The sequence below is a fragment of the Streptomyces chumphonensis genome, assembly GCF_014779715.1.
Taxonomy (GTDB): Bacteria; Actinomycetota; Actinomycetes; order Streptomycetales; family Streptomycetaceae; genus Streptomyces; species Streptomyces chumphonensis.
The window spans coordinates 147932-166097 of record NZ_JACXYU010000011.1 but is presented as its reverse complement, the minus strand read 5'-3'; the positions used below and the strand labels follow the sequence as shown (position 1 = coordinate 166097).

General features: G+C 75.0%; 10 protein-coding genes. 8 read left to right on the top strand and 2 right to left on the bottom strand.

The genetic code is table 11. From position 1 onward, the window contains the following. The first annotated feature begins 65 nt into the window (after nucleotides 1–65). Complete coding sequence (gene moeZ, locus IF129_RS19775; protein WP_191211060.1) at nucleotides 66–1244, top strand: adenylyltransferase/sulfurtransferase MoeZ; 1179 nt, start codon at nucleotides 66–68, stop codon at nucleotides 1242–1244. A 105-nt stretch (nucleotides 1245–1349) separates the two neighbouring features. Here the strand turns inward: moeZ and IF129_RS19770 are convergent, their stop codons facing one another. After that, the gene (locus IF129_RS19770; RefSeq protein ID WP_191211059.1) at nucleotides 1350–2981 is read right to left on the bottom strand and encodes an alpha/beta hydrolase; all 1632 of its coding nucleotides are present in this window, start codon (nucleotides 2979–2981) and stop codon (nucleotides 1350–1352) included. A gap of 117 nt (nucleotides 2982–3098) precedes the next feature. Beyond that, nucleotides 3099–5939, bottom strand: coding sequence for a lysylphosphatidylglycerol synthase domain-containing protein (locus tag IF129_RS19765; protein ID WP_191211058.1), 2841 nt, complete (start codon nucleotides 5937–5939; stop codon nucleotides 3099–3101). Nucleotides 5940–6073: 134 nt separating this feature from the next. On the opposite strand from IF129_RS19765, the gene IF129_RS19760 reads away from it, so the two are divergent. From IF129_RS19760 to IF129_RS19730, 7 genes are all read left to right on the top strand, one after another. Continuing rightward, nucleotides 6074–6460 carry an MGMT family protein gene (locus tag IF129_RS19760; protein WP_224755251.1) on the top strand — a complete coding sequence of 129 codons (387 nt, stop codon included), beginning with the start codon at nucleotides 6074–6076 and terminating at the stop codon, nucleotides 6458–6460. 236 nt (nucleotides 6461–6696) lie between these two features. Further along, the gene (locus IF129_RS19755; RefSeq protein ID WP_191211056.1) at nucleotides 6697–9975 is read left to right on the top strand and encodes an ATP-dependent helicase; all 3279 of its coding nucleotides are present in this window, start codon (nucleotides 6697–6699) and stop codon (nucleotides 9973–9975) included. Nucleotides 9976–10113: 138 nt separating this feature from the next. Then, a complete protein-coding gene (locus IF129_RS19750) occupies nucleotides 10114–10935 on the top strand; it encodes a hypothetical protein (RefSeq protein ID WP_191211055.1) in 822 nt (273 codons plus the stop codon). Nucleotides 10936–10995: 60 nt separating this feature from the next. Then, the gene (locus IF129_RS19745) at nucleotides 10996–14406 is read left to right on the top strand and encodes an ATP-dependent DNA helicase (RefSeq protein ID WP_191211054.1); all 3411 of its coding nucleotides are present in this window, start codon (nucleotides 10996–10998) and stop codon (nucleotides 14404–14406) included. A gap of 55 nt (nucleotides 14407–14461) precedes the next feature. Next, nucleotides 14462–15406 carry an NAD(+) diphosphatase gene (nudC, locus tag IF129_RS19740; RefSeq protein ID WP_191211053.1) on the top strand — a complete coding sequence of 315 codons (945 nt, stop codon included), beginning with the start codon at nucleotides 14462–14464 and terminating at the stop codon, nucleotides 15404–15406. Between the two features lie 115 nt (nucleotides 15407–15521). Then, on the top strand, nucleotides 15522–15764 hold the full coding sequence (locus IF129_RS19735; RefSeq protein ID WP_191211052.1) for a mycoredoxin: 243 nt from the start codon (nucleotides 15522–15524) through the stop codon (nucleotides 15762–15764). Between the two features lie 124 nt (nucleotides 15765–15888). Then, nucleotides 15889–18117, top strand: a complete 2229-nt coding sequence (locus IF129_RS19730) for an ATP-dependent DNA helicase UvrD2 (RefSeq protein ID WP_191211051.1) — start codon at nucleotides 15889–15891, stop codon at nucleotides 18115–18117. The last annotated feature ends 49 nt before the right edge of the window (nucleotides 18118–18166 follow it).

Below are 18166 nucleotides of genomic sequence, written 5' to 3'. Positions count from 1 at the left end.
GATAGCGCGTGGCAGTGTTACGGAGAGAACAACCGTACGTTCCGACCACCCAAGCTGAGGTCTCCGTGTCGCTGCCACCGCTGGTCGAGCCGGCTGCCGAGCTCACCGTCGACGAGGTCCGCCGGTACTCCCGCCACCTGATCATCCCGGACGTCGGGATGGAGGGGCAGAAGCGGCTGAAGAACGCCAAGGTGCTGTGCGTGGGCGCCGGCGGTCTCGGCTCGCCCGCCCTGATGTACCTCGCCGCCGCGGGGGTGGGCACGCTCGGCGTCGTGGAGTTCGACGAGGTCGACGAGTCGAACCTGCAGCGCCAGATCATCCACAGCCAGGCCGACATCGGCCGGTCCAAGGCGGACTCCGCCCGGGACACCGTCCTCGGGATCAACCCGTACGTGCAGGTCAACCTGCACAAGGAGCGGCTCGACTCGACGAACGTCATGGAGCTGTTCGCCCAGTACGACCTGATCGTCGACGGTACCGACAACTTCGCGACCCGCTACCTGGTCAACGACGCCTGCGTGCTGCTGAACAAGCCGTACGTCTGGGGCTCCATCTACCGTTTCGACGGTCAGGCGTCGGTCTTCTGGAGCGAGCACGGCCCCTGCTACCGCTGCCTGTACCCCGAGCCCCCGCCGCCGGGCATGGTGCCCTCCTGCGCCGAGGGCGGCGTGCTGGGCGTGCTCTGCGCCTCCATCGGTTCCATCCAGGTCAACGAGGCCATCAAACTCCTCGCGGGCATCGGTGACCCGCTGGTCGGCCGGCTGATGATCTACGACGCCCTGGAGATGACGTACCGCCAGGTCAAGGTCCGCAAGGACCCGGACTGCGCGGTGTGCGGCGAGAACCCGACGGTCACCGAGCTCATCGACTACGAGGCGTTCTGCGGCGTCGTCTCCGACGAGGCCCAGGAGGCCGCCGCCGGCTCGACGATCACGCCGAAGCAGCTCAAGGAGTGGATCGACGAGGGCGAGAACATCGACATCATCGATGTGCGCGAGCCGAACGAGTACGAGATCGTCTCCATCCCCGGTGCCCGGCTGATCCCCAAGAACGACTTCCTCATGGGGGGCGCCCTCCAGGACCTCCCGCAGGACAAGAGGATCGTCCTGCACTGCAAGACGGGTGTCCGCTCCGCGGAAGTCCTCGCGGTCCTGAAGAACGCAGGCTTCGCCGACGCCGTCCACGTCGGCAGCGGCGTCATCGGGTGGGTGCACCAGATCGAGCCACAGAAGCCGGTCTACTAAGTTCCGTCCCCTCCGTCCGCCGCGGAGCGGCGGTCAGACCCGCGGGTCGGAGGGTCCCGGAACGTCTGGTTCCGGGCCCCTCCACGCGGGCGCGGGCGGCGGCCGTCAGGCCCCGCCGCACTCCGCGTCCGGCTCGGGGACCTCACCCTCCAGCAGGTACGCGTCGACCTCCTTGCGCACGCACGGGTCGCCGCCGTTGTACGCCCCGTGCCCCTCGCCCCGGTACGTCAGCACCACGGCCTCCCCACCGAGCTGCTCCGCCATGCGCTCGGCCCCCTCGTACGGCGTCGCCGGGTCTCCCGTCGTGCCGATCAGCAGGATGGGTGCCGCATCCGGCGCGCTGACCACGGGGTGCTCCCAGACGCCCTCGACCGGCCAGTCGTGGCAGGACACCAGGCCCCAGGCGGCCGTCTCGCCGAAGACGGGGGAGGCCTCGCGGAACCGCGGCAGCCACTCCCGCACGTCGTCCAGCGTGTAGCGCGGCTCGGCGTCGGCGCAGCTGATCGCCGTCAGCGCCGCCTGGCTGTTGTCGTACGTGCCGTCGTCGCGGCGGCCGTTGAGCAGGTCGCTCAGCCGCAGCAGCAGGGTGCCGTCGTCGTCGTCCACCGCGTCCTGGAGTGCTTCGGTGAGGATCGGCCAGAAATCCTGCGAGTACAGGGAGAGCGCGATGCCGGCGGAGGCGAGGGAGGCGTTCAGCTCGCGCCCGTCGGGGTCGGCGGTGGGCAGGGGTTGCTCCTCCAGCCGCTCCAGCAGATCGACGATCGCCTGCTCGCCCTGGGCGGGGGTGTCGCCGATCGGGCACTCCCCGTCCTCGTCGCAGGCCTTCAGGAAGTTGGTGAGGGCGAGCTGGAAGCCCTTGGTCTGGTTGAGACCGGACTCCGCCGGGTCCAGCGTCGGGTCCACCACGGCGTCGAAGACGGCCCGGCCGACGTTCTCCGGGTAGAGGTGCGCGTAGACGCCGCCCAGCTCCGTGCCGTAGGAGACGCCGAAGTAGTGCAGCGTGTCGTCGCCCAGGACCTCGCGCATCAGGTCCATGTCGCGGGCGGTGTCCATCGTGCGCACATGGGGCAGGACACCGCCGGAGTCGCTCTCGCACGCCTGCGCGTAGGCGGTCTGCTCGTCGAGGTACTCCTCGCCCTCGGCCCGGCTCGTCGGAACGGTCGCCTCCTGGTGGTAGGCGTCCAGCTCGCGGTCCGACAGGCAGCGGACGGGGGCCGTGCGCGCGACACCGCGCGGGTCGAAGCTCACCAGGTCGTACCGCTCCTGGAGGGTCGCGAAGTCGGCGCCGGAGACGGGCAGCGTCGTCACACCGGAACCGCCCGGGCCGCCGAAGTTGAAGATCAGCGAGCCGATCCGCTCGTCGCCCTCCGCCCGGCTGCGGGCGCGGACCAGGGCGACGTCGATCGTCGTGCCGTCCGGCTCGTCGTAGTCGAGCGGTGCCTTCATCGACGCGCACCGCCACTGCGTGCCGTCCGGCATCGGTTCCGGCGGCTGCGGCGGGCCGCCCGCTCCGTACTCCGGGGCGGCCGGACAGGCGCGCCAGGTCAGTTCCTGCTCCGTCAGGGAGGACGGCAGGTCCGGCGTCGGGGGCGGGCTCGGCGGCTGCCCCACGGCCTGCGGCTCGGCGCGCTCGTCCCGCGCACCGGTGTTCCCCGCGCACCCGGCCGTGGCCGTCAGGCCCACGGTGAGCAGAGCGGCGGCGGCGAGGGCGCCACCCCGGCGGACGGCTGCTGGCATGGCTGCTCCCAGGGTCGGGACTGCCATCGTCAGCGCGTCGTCGCGGGCGCCGCCCGTTGTGCGGACCCGACCGGGTGACCGGCGGCCGCGCCCCCGCGGGCGACCCGGAGCGGTCGGTCAGAGCGCCTTGCGGGCGGTGAGCCGGGTGAAGGCGAGCCAGCCGGGCAGCACGGGCAGCCAGAACGTCAGCAGCCGGTAGAGCAGCACGGCCGAGATGGCCGTTCCTTCCGGGAGCCCGCCCAGCGCGGTGAGGCCGACGATCAGCGCGCCCTCCACCGCGCCCACGCCACCGGGGGTGGGTGCCGCCGAGCCGAGGGCGTTCCCGGCGAGGAAGACGACGGCCACCATGGCGAAGCTGACCTCGCCGCCGAAGGCGCGCACCGAGGCGTCCAGACACAGCACGAAGGCCAGGGTCAGCAGCAGCATGCCGCCGATCCCGCTGGCCAGCTTCGTCGGACGCTGGGCGACGTCCAGCATGCGCGGCACGACGCCCGCGAACAGGGCCCGCACCCGGGTGCCGACGAACTGCCGCAGCGGCGGGATCGCGGACACGATGAGCACCAGGACGGCGACCGTCAGCAACCCCGCGATGACCGTGCGGGAGGGGGGGATGGAGGGGGCCTGCTCCTTCCCCGTGATGTACCCGAAGGTCAGCAGCAGCAGCACGTGGATCCCGAGGGCGAACAGCTGGGACGCGCCCACGCTGGCGACCGCGTACCCCGGCCGCACCCCGGCCCGCTGGAGGAAGCGCGTGTTGAGCGCGACACCGCCGATCGCCGCCGGGGCGACGAGCTTGACGAAGGAGCCGGCGACCTGCGCCCACACCGTCCGCAGGAACGGCACCTTCTCGGGCACGAAGCCGAGCAGGCTCAGCGCCGCGCCGACGTAGCTCGTGGCGGCGGCGGCCACGGCGAACAGCACCCAGCCCCAGTGCGCCTCGGTGATCATGTCGCCGACGCTGTCGTGGGCGAGCTGCGGCAGCAGGAAGTAGGCGCCGAGCGCCCCGGCGATGAAGCTCACCAGGGTGCGCGGCCGGATCCGTTGCAGCTGCACGGGGGCCACCGGGGCCTGCGGCCGTATGCGCAGCACCTCCTCGCGGATCTGCGCGAGGAGGTCCTCCTCCCGTTCCTCCTCCACCACCCGTTCGACGGCTTCCCGCTCGGACTCCTCGACCCGGACGTGCTCCGCCTGCTCGGCGCGGGCGGCCGTCGCCGGGTGCGGCCGGTCGGCGGACTCCGCCGCCCGGGCCTCCCGCGCCTCGCGGTGCGCCTTCGCGGCTTCCAGGACCCGCTCGCGCTCGCGCTCCGCGCGCTCCTTCGCGAGCCGGCGCAGGGTGTGCCGCGTGCCCCGGCTGAGCGCGAGGGGTTGCAGCAGCGGCAGGCTGTCGGCCACGGCGTCCGGACCGAGGACGTCCACGGCGGCCCGCACCGAGCGTTCGGCCCCGACGCGCAGACCGAAGGTGGTCAGGAGCTGGGCGACGTCCATGCGCAGGCTGATGTCACCGGCCGCGATCTCCCCGACCCGCAGGTCGGTCAGGAACACGGCGTCGGAGTGATCCACCAGGAGCGCGTCCCCGCTGAGCCTGCGGTGGGCGATGCGGCGCGACTGGAGCGCGCGCACCTGCAGCCACGCCGCCTCCATCAGCCCGTCGGTGACCTCCGCGTCCGGCACCGCGTCGAGCGGACGACCGCCGATGTGCTCGTAGACGAGCATCACCGCGTCGGGCCCCAGCTCGGAGGTGGCGATGAGCTTCGGCGCGTTGGCCCCCGCCGCGATGGCCGCGTAGGCCAGCAGCGCCTCCTGCTCCAGGGCCTGCCGCAGGGACTGGAGGCTGCGCCGCTGGGTGATGCCGCGCAGGAAGAGGCGTCGCCACGCCCGGTAGAAGTAGCCGTGGGCCTGCTGCTCCCGGTCGACGATCGTGACGTCCAGGGGCGGCCCGTCCTCCAGGGCGACGATGTAGCGGCGGCCCCGGTCGTGGTCGGCCTGCCCGTCCTCGGCACGCACCGCGCTCACCGGCGCGAACCCGACGCGCCGCAGGCCGGCCAGCAGGTTCTGCCCGGTCGGGCGCACGTTGGGCGAGCCCACGGCGTAGACGGTGCCGTAGGCGACGCTCCAGCCGATGAGCACCGTCAGGACGATGGCCATGGAGGTCGTGTAGCCGCTGATCAGCACGGAGAGGGCGTCGGCGAGCAGCACCACCCACAGCAGCACCCGCCAGCGCGGCCTGCGGGCCATGCCGACCGCCGTCATGTAGGCGATCACCGGCCCGAGGTAGTTGTGCACCGGGTCGGTCAGCCCCCCGCCGGGGGCCGACTTGGTGAACGCCTCCTGGATCGGTGCGGGCGCGGCCTCGGCGATCCACAGCGCCACGGCGAGCGAGACGCCGTGGGCGAGCACGGCCGCCAGCACACCGTCGGCGATGCGCAGCCCGTCCCGCTTGATCAGCCGTTCGATGGCGAAGGCCACGGGCACGATCAGGACGGCGATGCTGGAGACCACCCCCGTGATGCTGATGACCAGCGGCGGCGCCTGGCCCGCGCCCTTGTCGATGTCCTGCTCGATCCCGGCCGTCGTGGCATGGGCGAAGTAGGCGATGGCGAGCACGACGGCGATGCCGACCGCGCCGAGCAGCAGGCGCAGCAGGTCCGACGGCCGGTGGACGCGGGCCGACAGCAGCGGCTCGTCGCCGTCGAGCTGCTCGGACACGTCGGAGTCCGGGTGGGCGGGGCCGCCCGCGATGCGGCGCAGCAGGTCCCGCAGGTCGCCGGGGCCGCCGCGCGTCCGGCGGGGCGGCCCGGCGGCGGCCTCGTGGTCCGTGCCGGGGCGGGGAGCCGGACCGTCGTCATCCGGCCCGGCCGAGGCGGGCTCGGGACGCACCGCGCCGGCCCGGCGGCCCTCCTCCTGGGGAGGGGGCCCGCCCGGCTGACGTCCGGAGTGCTCTTCTCGATCCCGTATCACGCGTCACCGCCCGGACGATGGTGGCACGGGCCGCAGACAGGCGCGTGCAGCAGGGGGCGATGACGGGCGGTCCTGTGATCTTTCCGACGTTCCGCCCGCCCGGCGTGTCCGAGGCGTACGGCACGATGGCCCCCATGGGAGAGCTGCCTGACTACGCGGAACGGGTGCTGGAGGTCGCCGAGCTGATCCCGGCCGGGCGCGTCCTGACGTACGGGGACGTGGCGCGGTGGCTGCGGGAGGACGCCGGGGAGCGCGCGGCCGACGCCGGGCGGTCCGGCGCGATACCCCGGGTCGGCGGGCCGCGCCAGGTGGGCCGGGTGATGGCCCTGTACGGCGGCGGCGTCCCGTGGTGGCGCGTCGTGCGGGCCGACGGCGTCCTGCTGCGCGGCAGCGAGGAGCGGGCGCTGGGCCACTACCGCGACGAGGGCACGCCGCTGCGCCCGGCGGGCGCGGGCGGCGGGCCCCGGCTCGACCTGCGCCGGGCCCGCTGGGCCGGGCCGGGCGGGCCGGACGGCTCCTGACGGCGGCACGCGCCCCGGCACCGGGACGTTCCGGGCGCCGTACCGGGTCTCCCGGCGGCTGCGGTGCTCCTGGCCGTTCACACTGTCCAGCTTCCGTCATCGTGCGGCGTCCCCCGGGGCGGGCGTGCCGTTCGGGGTAGTGCGGAGACGCACTGCGGCCCGGCGGTCCGCTCGCGTACCGTCTGCACCATCCAGCACAGACCCCGAGGCCGGCGATCCACGTGAGTTCCCCCCAGATGTCCGATACCTACCGGCTGGTACGCACGCCGCCGGATCGGGCGCGTCTCCCTGCCTTGGACGCAGGGCAGCGGGCTGTGGTTGACCACGACCGGGGCCCCCTGCTCGTCCTGGCGGGCCCCGGCACCGGCAAGACGACGACCCTGGTCGAAGCCGTCGCCGAACGGGTGCGCCGGGGCGTGCGCCCCGAGCGCGTCCTGGTGCTGACCTTCAGCCGCAAGGCGGCCGTCGAGCTGCGGGACCGCATGGCCGCCCGGATGGGCGGCACCGCCCCGCAGGCCACGACGTTCCACTCCTACTGCTACGCCCTGGTGCGCGCCCACCAGGATGCCGAACACTTCGCCGAGCCGGTCCGGCTGCTCTCCGGACCGGAACAGGATCTCCACATCCGCGACCTGTTGGCGGGACACGCGGAGGGAGGGGTTCCGCGCATCGACTGGCCCCGCGAACTGCGCGCCTGCCTCACGACCCGGGGCTTCGCCGACGAGGTGCGCGCGGTCCTCGCCCGCAGTCGCGAGCTGGGCCTCGGCCCCGGCGAACTGGCCGCCTTCGCCGCCCGCACCGGCCGACCCGACTGGTCGGCCGCCGCCGCCTTCCTCGCCGAGTACCTCGACGTCATGGACCTCCAGGGCGTGCTGGACTACGCCGAGCTCGTCCACCGCGCCGTGCTCCTGGCCGAACGCACCGGGCCGGACGGCGCCGCCGAGTTCCTGTCCGGCGCCTACGACGCGGTGTACGTCGACGAGTACCAGGACACCGACGCGGCCCAGGTGCGGCTCCTCAAAGCCCTCGCCGGGCCGCCCGGCGCGGCCCGTCCCCTGGTGGCGTTCGGCGACCCCGACCAGTCCATCTACGCCTTCCGGGGCGCCGACGTGAACGGCATCCTCGACTTCGCCGACGCCTTCCCCGGCGCCCGGACGACCGTGCTGCGCACCAACCGCCGCTCCGGAGGCGATCTGCTGGCCGCCACCCGGCACCTCACCCGCCGGATGCCGCTGCCCCGCCTCCCCGCCGACGCCGTCCGGGCGCACCGCGAACCCCGGCCGCAGCGCTCCGGCGGCCGGGTCGAGGCGTACACCTACCCCACGCCGGGGGCCGAGACCGACAACATCGCCGACCTGCTGCGCCGCGCCCACCTGGAGGACGGCGTCCCCTGGGGGGAGATGGCGGTGCTGGTACGCGCCGGGGCGGCCCTGCCCGTCCTGCGCCGCGCGCTCACCTCCGCCGGGGTGCCCGTCGACGTCTCCGGCGACGACCTGCCGCTGCGCCGCGAACCGGCGGTGACGCCCCTGCTGACCGCCCTGCGCGCGGTCGCCGGTGCGGCGGACGCCCCACCCGGCACCCCTGACCCCCCGGACGGACCGGAGCGCGCCGGGGCCTGGCTGGACACGGAGACCGCGCTCACCCTGCTCGCCTCCCCCCTCGGCGGCATGGACGCCGCCGACCTCCGCCGCCTCGGCCGCGCGCTGCGCGAGGAGGAGCGCGCCGCCGGCAGCGCCGTGCCCCGGCCCTCCGACGAGCTCCTCGCGCGGGCGCTCGCCGAACCGCAACGCCTGGTCGCCCACGACCCCGCCCACGCGCGCGGCGCGCAGAACCTCGGTCTGCTCCTGCGCAAGGCCCGCGAGCTGCTGGCCGGGGGCGGCACCGCCGAGGAGGCGCTGTGGGAGCTGTGGAACGGCACCACCTGGCCCGACCGGCTCGAACGCGCCGCCCGACGCGGCGGCGCCGCCGGACGCAACGCCGACCGTGATCTGGACGCCGTCTGCGCCCTCTTCGCCGCCGCCGCCCGCGCCGAGGAACGCAGCGGAGGCCGGGGCGCCCTGAACTTCCTGGCCGAGCTGGACGCCCAGGACATCGCCGCCGACACCCTCGCCGGCCGGGCCGCGCGCCCCGACGCCGTCCGCCTCATGACGGCCCACCGCAGCAAGGGCCTGGAATGGCGGCTCGTCGTCGTCGCCACCGTGCAGGAAGGACTCTGGCCCGACCTGCGCCGCCGCGGTTCCCTCCTGGAGGCCGACCGCATCGGACGGGACGGTCTCGCCGAGCCGCTCCCGCCCGGTGCCCTGCTGGCCGAGGAACGGCGACTGTTCTACGTGGCCGCGACCCGGGCCCGGGACCGCCTGGTGGTGACCGCCGTGAAGAGCGCCACCGAGGAGGGCGACCAGCCGTCCCGGTTCCTCGCCGAGCTCGGCGTCACCCCCCGGGACGTCGCCGGGCGGCCGCCACGCCCGCTCTCCGTCGCCGGGCTCGTCGCGGAGCTGCGCGCCACCACCGTCGACCCCGCCGCCGGCCCCGCCCTGCGGGAGGCCGCCGCCCGTCGGCTCGCCCGCCTCGCCGCCCTGCGCGACGACGACGGCCACGCCCTGGTGCCCGCCGCCCACCCCCAGCGCTGGTGGGGGCTGGCCGAACCCACCCGGTCCGCCGCCCCGCTGCGCGACCCGCGCCTGCCGGTCGCCCTGTCCGGCAGCTCGGTCGGCCAGCTGGCCACGGAGTGCTCCCTCCAGTGGTTCCTGGGCCGGGAGGTGAAGGCCGACGCGCCGGCCAGCACGGCGCAGGGCTTCGGCAACGTCCTGCACGTCCTGGCCGACGAGGTCGCCTCCGGAACGACCCCGGCCGACCTCGGCGTGCTCCTCGAACGGCTCGACTCGGTCTGGGACGCCCTCGCCTTCGAGGCGCCCTGGAAGTCGCGGCAGGAGAAGGACAACGCGCGTGCCGCGTTGGAACGCTTCCTGCGCTGGCACGTCCTGGACCGCTCCGGCCGTCGCCCGCTCGCCACCGAGCAGACCTTCGACGTCACGCTGCCCGTCGGCTCGGACGGCTCGGACGGTTTCGACGGCGCGGACGGTGCCGTGCGGATCAGGGTGCGCGGCAGCATCGACCGGGTGGAGGAGGACGCCGAGGGCCGGGTCTACGTCGTCGACTTCAAGACCGGACGCAACAAGCCCTCCACCGCCGACGTCGAACGCCACCCCCAACTCGCCGTCTACCAGCTCGCGCTGCGCGAGGGCGACCCGGCCCTGGAGGCGGGGGGCGCCGAACTCGTCCACCTGCGCGTCGGCGCGCCGAAGAAGGAGGGCGGCGACGCGCTCCCCGCCGTCCAGCGACAGGAACCCCTGTCCGCCGATCCGGCGGGGGAGTGGATCGGGGACCTCCTGGCCACCGCCGCCGGACGCGTCCTGGACGAACGGTTCTCGCCCGACCCCGGACGGCACTGCGCGCACTGCGCGTTCCGTTCCTCGTGCCCGGCCCTCCCCGAAGGCCACCACGTCGTCGAGTGACCCGCAGGGGCGGTCGGGTCCCCGGGAGCCGGGCACGGGACGTCGCCGCGCCCCGCCGACGGGCCCGCGCCGTCCGCGTGATGGGATGGCGCACCGTGCCGGTCGCGGCACGATGACCAGGGGAGGGGACGAACGAAGGTGAAGACGGGGAAGCGGAGCGTGGCGGTGGCCGCCGCCGTCGTCGTGCTGGGCCTCAGCGGCTGCGGACGGGACGACGGGGGAGCGGACGCCGAGGGCGCGGCGGGCGACGACCGCTCCTTCTACGAGCGGGCGACCAGCACCAGGCTGGAGCACATGACCGTGGACGAGCTCGAGGAGGCCACCCGCGAAGCGACGCTGGCGCTCGACTCCTTCCGGATGCGCGGCACCCTCCCCGTCGACGGGGTGACGACCGAGATGGACCTCACGCTGAGCCGGGACGCCGGCTGCTACGGCACCATGCGGCAGGACACCGGCGGCCTCGACTTCGTCGGCCTGAACGACGGAACCGGCTTCATGAAGGCCGACGCGGACTTCCTGCGCAACGGCCCCGACGAGGAACTGCCCGACCGGGCGATCGAGCTCATGGCCGACCGCTGGATCGACATGGGGTCGAGCGACAACGCCTTCGAGGACTTCTGCGACCTCGACACCCTGCTCGACGACCTGACCACCGACGACGCGGGGGGCGGCGACTCCGGCGGGTCGGACTACTCCGTGGGCGCGCCCCGTTCCTTCGAAGGCCGCGAGGTCCTGCCGATCACCGGCGAGGAGGAGGACGGCGACCCCCTGACCATCCTCGTCGCCAACGACGACGAGAACCCCCGCATCCTCCGGGTCGAGAGCGACGGACCCGAGGGCGAGGAGTCCCTCACCTTCTCCGAGTTCGACCGGCGGGTCTCCGTCGAGGCGCCCGAGGACGCCGTCACCCTGGAGGACCTCCGGGAGGAGGCGGTCGGCGGCCCCCCGACCGCCGTGTAGGAGGGCTGCTCCCCGGCCCGGTCTCCTCCGCTGTCGGAGGGGCCCGCTAGCGTCGGGGGGATGACGGCACGGCTCAGCGACCCCGGACAGCTCAGGGAGCTGCTCGGCATCCCCTTCACCGGGGAGCAGTTGGCCTGCATCACGGCGCCCCCGGCGCCGCAGGTCGTCGTCGCGGGAGCCGGGTCGGGGAAGACGACGGTGATGGCCGCCCGCGTCGTGTGGCTCGTGGGCACCGGGCAGGTCGCGCCCGACCGCGTGCTGGGCCTGACGTTCACCAACAAGGCGGCGGGCGAGCTGGCCGACCGGGTGCGCCGGGCACTCGTCACGGCCGGCGTCCTCGACACCGACCCCGCGACCCCGGACGATGAACCGGGCGAGCCGGACATCTCGACCTACCACGCCTTCGCCGGACGCCTGCTGACCGAGCACGGGCTGCGCCTGGGCGTCGAACCCACCGTCCGCCTGCTGGCCGACGCCACCCGCTTCCAGCTCGCCGCGTCCGTCCTGCGCTCCGCGACCGGCCCGTTCGACGCGCTCACCAAGAGCCTCAGCGCCCTCGTCGAGGACCTGCTCGCCCTGGACTCCGAGCTCTCCGAGCACCTCGTCGAGCCGGAGCGGCTGCGCGCCCACGACACCGAGCTCACCACGCACCTGGAGAGCGGCGCGGTCCGGCTCACCAACGCCGCCCTGCGCAAGGTGCCGCAGACCGCCCGCGGCCGGCTCCAACTGCTCGGCCTCGTCGAGGAGTACCGGGCCCGCAAACGGGAACGGGACCTCGTCGACTTCGGCGACCAGATCGCACTCGCCGCCCGCCTGGCCCGCGACGTCCCGGAGGTCGGGCGGCTCCTGCGCGAGCAGTACGCCGTCGTCCTGCTCGACGAGTACCAGGACACCTCCGTCGCCCAGCGCGTCCTCCTCGCCGGTCTCTTCGGGAACGGCACGGGCCACCCCGTGACCGCCGTGGGCGACCCGTGCCAGGCCATCTACGGCTGGCGCGGCGCGTCCGTGGCCAACCTGGACGACTTCCCCCGCCACTTCGCCGGGCCGGACGCCGCCCCCGCCGCCCGCCACGCCCTCAGCGAGAACCGGCGCAGCGGCGGACGTCTGCTGGCCCTCGCCAACGACCTCGCCGCCCCGCTGCGCGCCCGGCACGACGGGGTCGAGGCGCTGCGCCCGGCCCCCGGGGACGAACAGGCCGGGCGGGTGCGCTGCGCCCTGCTGGACACCCACGCACGGGAACTGGACTGGCTGGCCGACTCCCTCGCCCACGCGGTGCGCACCGGCACCCCGCCCGGGGAGATCGCGGTGCTGTGCCGGGGCGCCGCGGACTTCGCCGAGATCCACGCGGCCCTCGTCGCCCGCGACCTCCCCGTCGAGGTCGTCGGGCTGTCCGGGCTGCTGCACCTGCCCGAGATCGCCGACCTCGTCGCCACCTGCGAGGTCCTCCAGGACCCGACGGCCAACGCCGCCCTCGTCCGGCTGCTCACCGGCCCGCGCTGGCGCATCGGCCCGCGCGACCTCGCCCTGCTGGGCCGTCGCGCCCGGCTGCTGGCGGGCCCCCCGCCCCGCGACCGCGCCGACGCCGACGCCCGGCTCGCCGCCGCCGTCGAGGGCACCGACCCCGCCGAGATCGTCTCCCTGGCCGACGCCCTCGACACCTTCCCGAACCCGGGCCGCAGCGAGGACGACCTGCCCTTCTCCGCCGCCGCCCGGGTCCGCTTCGCCCGGCTCGCCACCGAGATCCGGGAACTGCGCCGCGCGCTGGCCGACCCGCTGATGGACGTCCTGCACCGGGTCCTCGCCGTCACCGGGCTCGAGGTGGAGCTCGCCGCGTCCCCGGAGGCACTCGCCGCCCGCCGCCGCGAGACGCTGGGCACCTTCCTCGACCTCGCGGCGGGCTTCGCCTCCCTCGACGGGGAGGCGAGTCTCCTCGCCTTCCTCGGCTTCCTGCGCACCGCCGTCCAGTACGAGAAGGGCCTGGACAGCTCGCTCCCCGGGGGAGAGAACACGGTCAAGGTGCTCACCGCGCACAAGTCGAAGGGCCTGGAGTGGGACGTCGTCGCCGTTCCCGGACTCGTCGCGGGGCAGTTCCCCAGCGAACGCGGCCAGGACTCCTGGCTCACCCAATCCCGGGTGCTGCCGCACCCCCTGCGCGGCGACGCGGCCACCCTCCCCGCGCTCACCGGGTGGACGGCCAAGGACCGCAGTGCCTACGAGGCGGCCGCCAAGGAGCACCAGGCCACCGAGGAGCTGCGGCTCGGCTACGTCACCTTCACCCGACCGCGCACCCTCCTCCTCGCCTCCGGGCACTGGTGGGGCCCCAGCCAGAAGAAGCCCCGCGGCCCCTCGCCGTTCCTCACCGCCGTACGGGACCACGTCGAGGCCGACCCCGCCCACGGCGAGGTGGAGGTCTGGGCCGACGAGCCTGCGGAGGGCACGGAGAACCCGGCCCTCGCCGGTCCCCGGCGGGAACGCGCCTGGCCGTTGCCGCTGGAACCCGCCGCCCTCAAGCGGCGCCGGGAGGCCGCCGACGCCGTGCAGGCCCATCTCGCCGCCCCGGAGTCGCCCGAGCCGGTGATTCCCGCCCAGGCGTCCGCGGCCCGGGACGCGACCGCCCCGGACACCTCCGCCGCCCCGGCGGAGGCGTCCGCCGCACGGGAGGCGTCCGGCCTCACCCCCGAGGAGGCCCGGCTGGCCGCCTCCTGGGACCGCGACCTGACCGCCCTGGCCGGAGAGCTGCGCCGTACCCGCCGTACCCGCCGCGAGGTGCCGCTGCCCGCCGTCCTGACCGCCTCCGACCTGCTCCGTCTCGCCGCCGACCCGGAACAGTACGCGCGCGACCTGGTGCGGCCGATGCCACGCCCGCCCCGACCCGCCGCCGCCCGACGGGGCACCCGTTTCCACGCCTGGGTCGAATCCCGGTACGAGAAGCTGGCCCTGCCGATGCTCGGCCCCGACGAGCTGCCGGGCGCCGAGGACGACGAGCTGCACCCCGCGGCGGCCGAGCTCGCCGACGAGCGGGACCTGGACGTCCTCAAGGACGCCTTCGCCCGCACCCCCTATGCCGACCGCACCCCGTACCGCGTCGAGGCCCCCTTCCAGCTGGAACTGGCGGGCCGGATCGTGCGCGGCCGCATCGACGCCGTCTACCGGGACGCGGACGGATTCGAGATCGTCGACTGGAAGACCGGCCGCGGCCGGCACGCGGACCCCCTCCAGCTGGCCCTCTACCGGCTCGCCTGGGCCGAGGAGCACGGGCTGGAGCCCGAAGCCGTGCGGGCCGCGTTCCTGCACGTCCGCAGCGGGCGGATCGTGCGGCCCGACGCGCTCCCCGGTCGCGCCGAGCTGGAGCGGCTGCTCCTGCACGGCGAGCACTCCGACGCCGGAACGCCCCCGCGCGCCCACCCGACCCGCCCGTCCACCGGCCCGGGCGGTGCGACGGCGACACGACCACCCGAACGGCACCGATAGGCTCGACGGGCAGCCCCGCCCGCCCGAGCACGTCGACGAGGAGCAGCGAACCGCCGTGACGACCAGCACCGAGCAGCACCCCGCGCGCCCGATCTCGTTCGCCTCCAGCGGCGGCATCGACCGCAGCGCGGGCTACCGGCTGGACGAGGCGTGGCTGGCCGCCGCCTGGAGCCACCCGACCACCCGCTGTTTCGTCGTCTCCGGCGGCCAGGCCCTCGTCGTCGACACCGACGACGGCGGCACCGAGCTCGTCACGATGCCGTCCTTCGACGCGCCGATCACCGAGTCCCACCGCTACTTCCTGGGCACGGACACCGACGGCGTGCGCTACTTCGCCCTCCAGAAGGACGCGCTCCCCGGGCGCATGGACGACCTCGCCCGCCCCGCCGGACTGCGCGAGGCCGGCGCCCTCCTCGCGGAGCGGGACACCGCGCTGCTCGTCCACGCCGTCGCGCTGGAGAACTGGCAGCGCCTCCACCGCTTCTGCTCCCGCTGCGGCGAGCGCACCGTCATCGCGGCCGCCGGCCACATCCGCCGCTGCCCCGCCTGCGGTGCCGAGCACTACCCGCGCACCGACCCGGCGGTGATCATGCTCGTCACCGACGACCGCGACCGCGCCCTGCTCGGCCGCCAGGTGCACTGGCCCGAAGGGCGCTTCTCCACCCTCGCCGGCTTCGTCGAGCCCGGCGAGTCCCTGGAGAACGCGGTGATCAGGGAGACGGCCGAGGAGGCGGGCGTCACCGTCGGCGGCGTCGAGTACGTCGGCAGCCAGCCGTGGCCGTTCCCCACCACCCTCATGCTCGGCTTCATGGCCCGTGCCGTGTCCCCCGACATCGAGGTGGACGGGGACGAGATCGAGGAGGCCCGCTGGTTCTCCCGCGAGGAGCTGGGCGGGGCGATCCGGGCGGGCGAGGTGCTGCCGATCACCGGCATCTCCATCGCCGCCCGGCTGGTCGAGCGCTGGTACGGCGGCCCGCTGCCCGTGCCGCCGCGCGGCTGACCGTCCCGCGCCCCGGCACCGCGCCCCGGCACAGCCCCGGCGGCCGGGAATCCTCGCGGCCCGTGCCGCGTTCCCCCCTGTGCCAGCCCACACGACGCGAAGGAGCACCAGCCCCATGCAGGGATCCGTGACGATGTACAGCACCACCTGGTGCGGCTACTGCCGCCGGCTGAAGGGCCAGATGGACCGCGAGGGCATCCCCTACACCGAGGTCAACATCGAGCTCGACCCGGAGTCCGCGGCGTTCGTCGAGAAGGCCAACGGCGGCAACCAGACGGTGCCGACCCTGCTCTTCGCCGACGGTTCCACGCTGACCAACCCGTCCCTGGCGCAGATCAAGGAGAAGGTCGGCGCCTGAGGCGGTGCCCCCGCCGTACGACGTCCGAGCGGGCCGGCCGCCCCCAGCCTTGGCGGTATGACGAACCCGCACCGGCTGTGGACGGCCGGCGCGGGCCGCCGGGCGGACCTGGCAGCATGGCGGGGTGACATCAGCGACGCGCCCCTCCGCCCTCCCCCGGGTCCCGGAGACGGCCGACGCGGTGCTCGACGGGCTCGATCCGGAGCAGCGCGCGGTCGCCACGGCCCTGCACGGGCCCGTGTGCGTCCTGGCCGGCGCCGGGACGGGGAAGACACGGGCCATCACCCACCGCATCGCCTACGGTGTCCGCGCCGGTGTGCTGCCCCCCGCCGGCGTCCTCGCGGTGACGTTCACCAACCGGGCGGCCGGGGAGATGCGGGGCAGGCTCCGCCAGCTCGGCGCCGAAGGCGTCCAGGCGCGCACCTTCCACTCCGCCGCCCTGCGTCAGCTCCAGTACTTCTGGCCCCGCGCCGTGGGGGGCGAGCTGCCACAGCTGCTGGACCGCAAGGCGGCCCTCGTCGGTGAGGCGGCCACCCGCAGCCGCCTGCGCCTGGACCGCACCGAGCTGCGGGACGTCACGGGCGAGATCGAGTGGGCCAAGGTCACCCGGACCGTTCCGGAGGACTACCCGGGCGCCGCCGCCCGCGCCGGGCGGCTCGTCCCCCGGGACGCCGGGGAGACGGCCCGGGTCTTCACCGCGTACGAGGAGCTCAAGCGCGAGCGGGGCCTCATCGACTTCGAGGACGTCCTGCTGCTGACCGTCGGCATCCTCCAGGACCGGTCGGACATCGCCGAGCAGGTCCGCGGTCAGTACCAGCACTTCGTCGTGGACGAGTACCAGGACGTCAGCCCCCTCCAGCAGCGGCTGCTGGAGCTGTGGCTGGGGGAGCGGGACTCCCTGTGCGTCGTCGGGGACGCCTCGCAGACGATCTACTCCTTCACCGGCGCGACGCCGGACCACCTGCTGGACTTCCGGGTCCGGCACCCGGCGGCCACCGTCGTACGCCTCGTGCGTGACTACCGCTCCACCCCGCAGGTCGTCCACCTGGCGAACGGGCTGCTGTCCCAGGCGTCCGGCCGCGCCGCCCGGCACCGCCTCGAACTGCGCTCCCAGCGCGATCCCGGGCCGGAGCCCGGCTACGGTGAGTACGCGGACGAGCCGGCCGAGGCGGAGGACACCGCCCGGCGGGTGAGGCAGCTCATCGACGCGGGCGTACCGCCGAGCGGGATCGCCGTCCTCTACCGGATCAACGCCCAGTCCGAGGTGTACGAGCAGGCCCTCGCCGACGCCGGCGTCCCGTGTCAGCTGCGGGGGGCCGAGCGCTTCTTCGAGCGCCCCGAGATCCGGGAGGCCGGTGTCGCCCTGCGCGGTGCGGCACGTGCGGGCGACAACGATCCGCTGCTCGCCGGCGTGCGCGGGCTGGCCGCACGGGTGCGCGCGGTGCTCCGGGGGAGGGGCTGGCCGCCGCAGCCCCCGGCCGGGTCGGGGGCGGTGCGCGACCGCTGGGAGTCGCTCGCGGCCCTCGTCCGCCTGGCCGAGGACGTCGAGCGGGCCCGGCCCGGGGCCACCGTGGCCGACTTCGTGGCCGAGCTGGCCCAGCGGGCCGGAGCCCAGCACGCCCCGACGGTCGAGGGGGTCACGCTGGCCTCGCTCCACGCGGCGAAGGGCCTGGAGTGGGACGCCGTCTTCCTGGTCGGGCTCTGCGACGGCGTCCTGCCGATCAGCTACGCCCGCACCCCCGAACAGGTCGAGGAGGAGCGGCGCCTGCTGTATGTCGGGGTGACGCGCGCCCGGCAGCACCTGCGGTTGTCGTGGTCGTTGTCGCGCACGCCGGGCGGGCGTCCCGGCCGGCGTCCCAGCCGGTTCCTCGACGGCCTGCGGCCCGGCTCCGGTTCCGGAGCGCCGGGTTCGCCCTCGCCGGGCGCCAGCGGGTCGGTGGTGGGCGGCGGGCCCGGCGCCCAGCGGGGCGCCGAGGGGGGCGGGGAGCGGGCGCGGCCCGCTCGGCGGCGCTCCCTGGTGCGGTGCCGGGTGTGCGGCCGCACGCTGACCGACGCCGGGGAGGTCAAGCTCCTGCGTTGCGAGGGCTGCCCCTCCGACCTCGACGAAGAGCTGTACGAACGACTGCGCGAGTGGCGTTCCGCCCAGGCCGGACGGATCGGTCAGCCCGACTTCTGCGTCTTCACCGACAAGACCCTCATGGCCATCGCGGAGCGCGTCCCGGACGACGAGGGCGAGCTGCGCTCCATCGCCGGGGTCACCGCCCGCAAGGCGCGGTCCTTCGGTGCGGAGGTGCTGGCGCTGTGCGCGGGCGAGGAGTGGGACCCCGCACCCACCGCCGGACAAGCGGAATAGCCGCTTCCCGACCCGGCCCCGACGCCCCCGCTCCGACCGGCGGAAACCC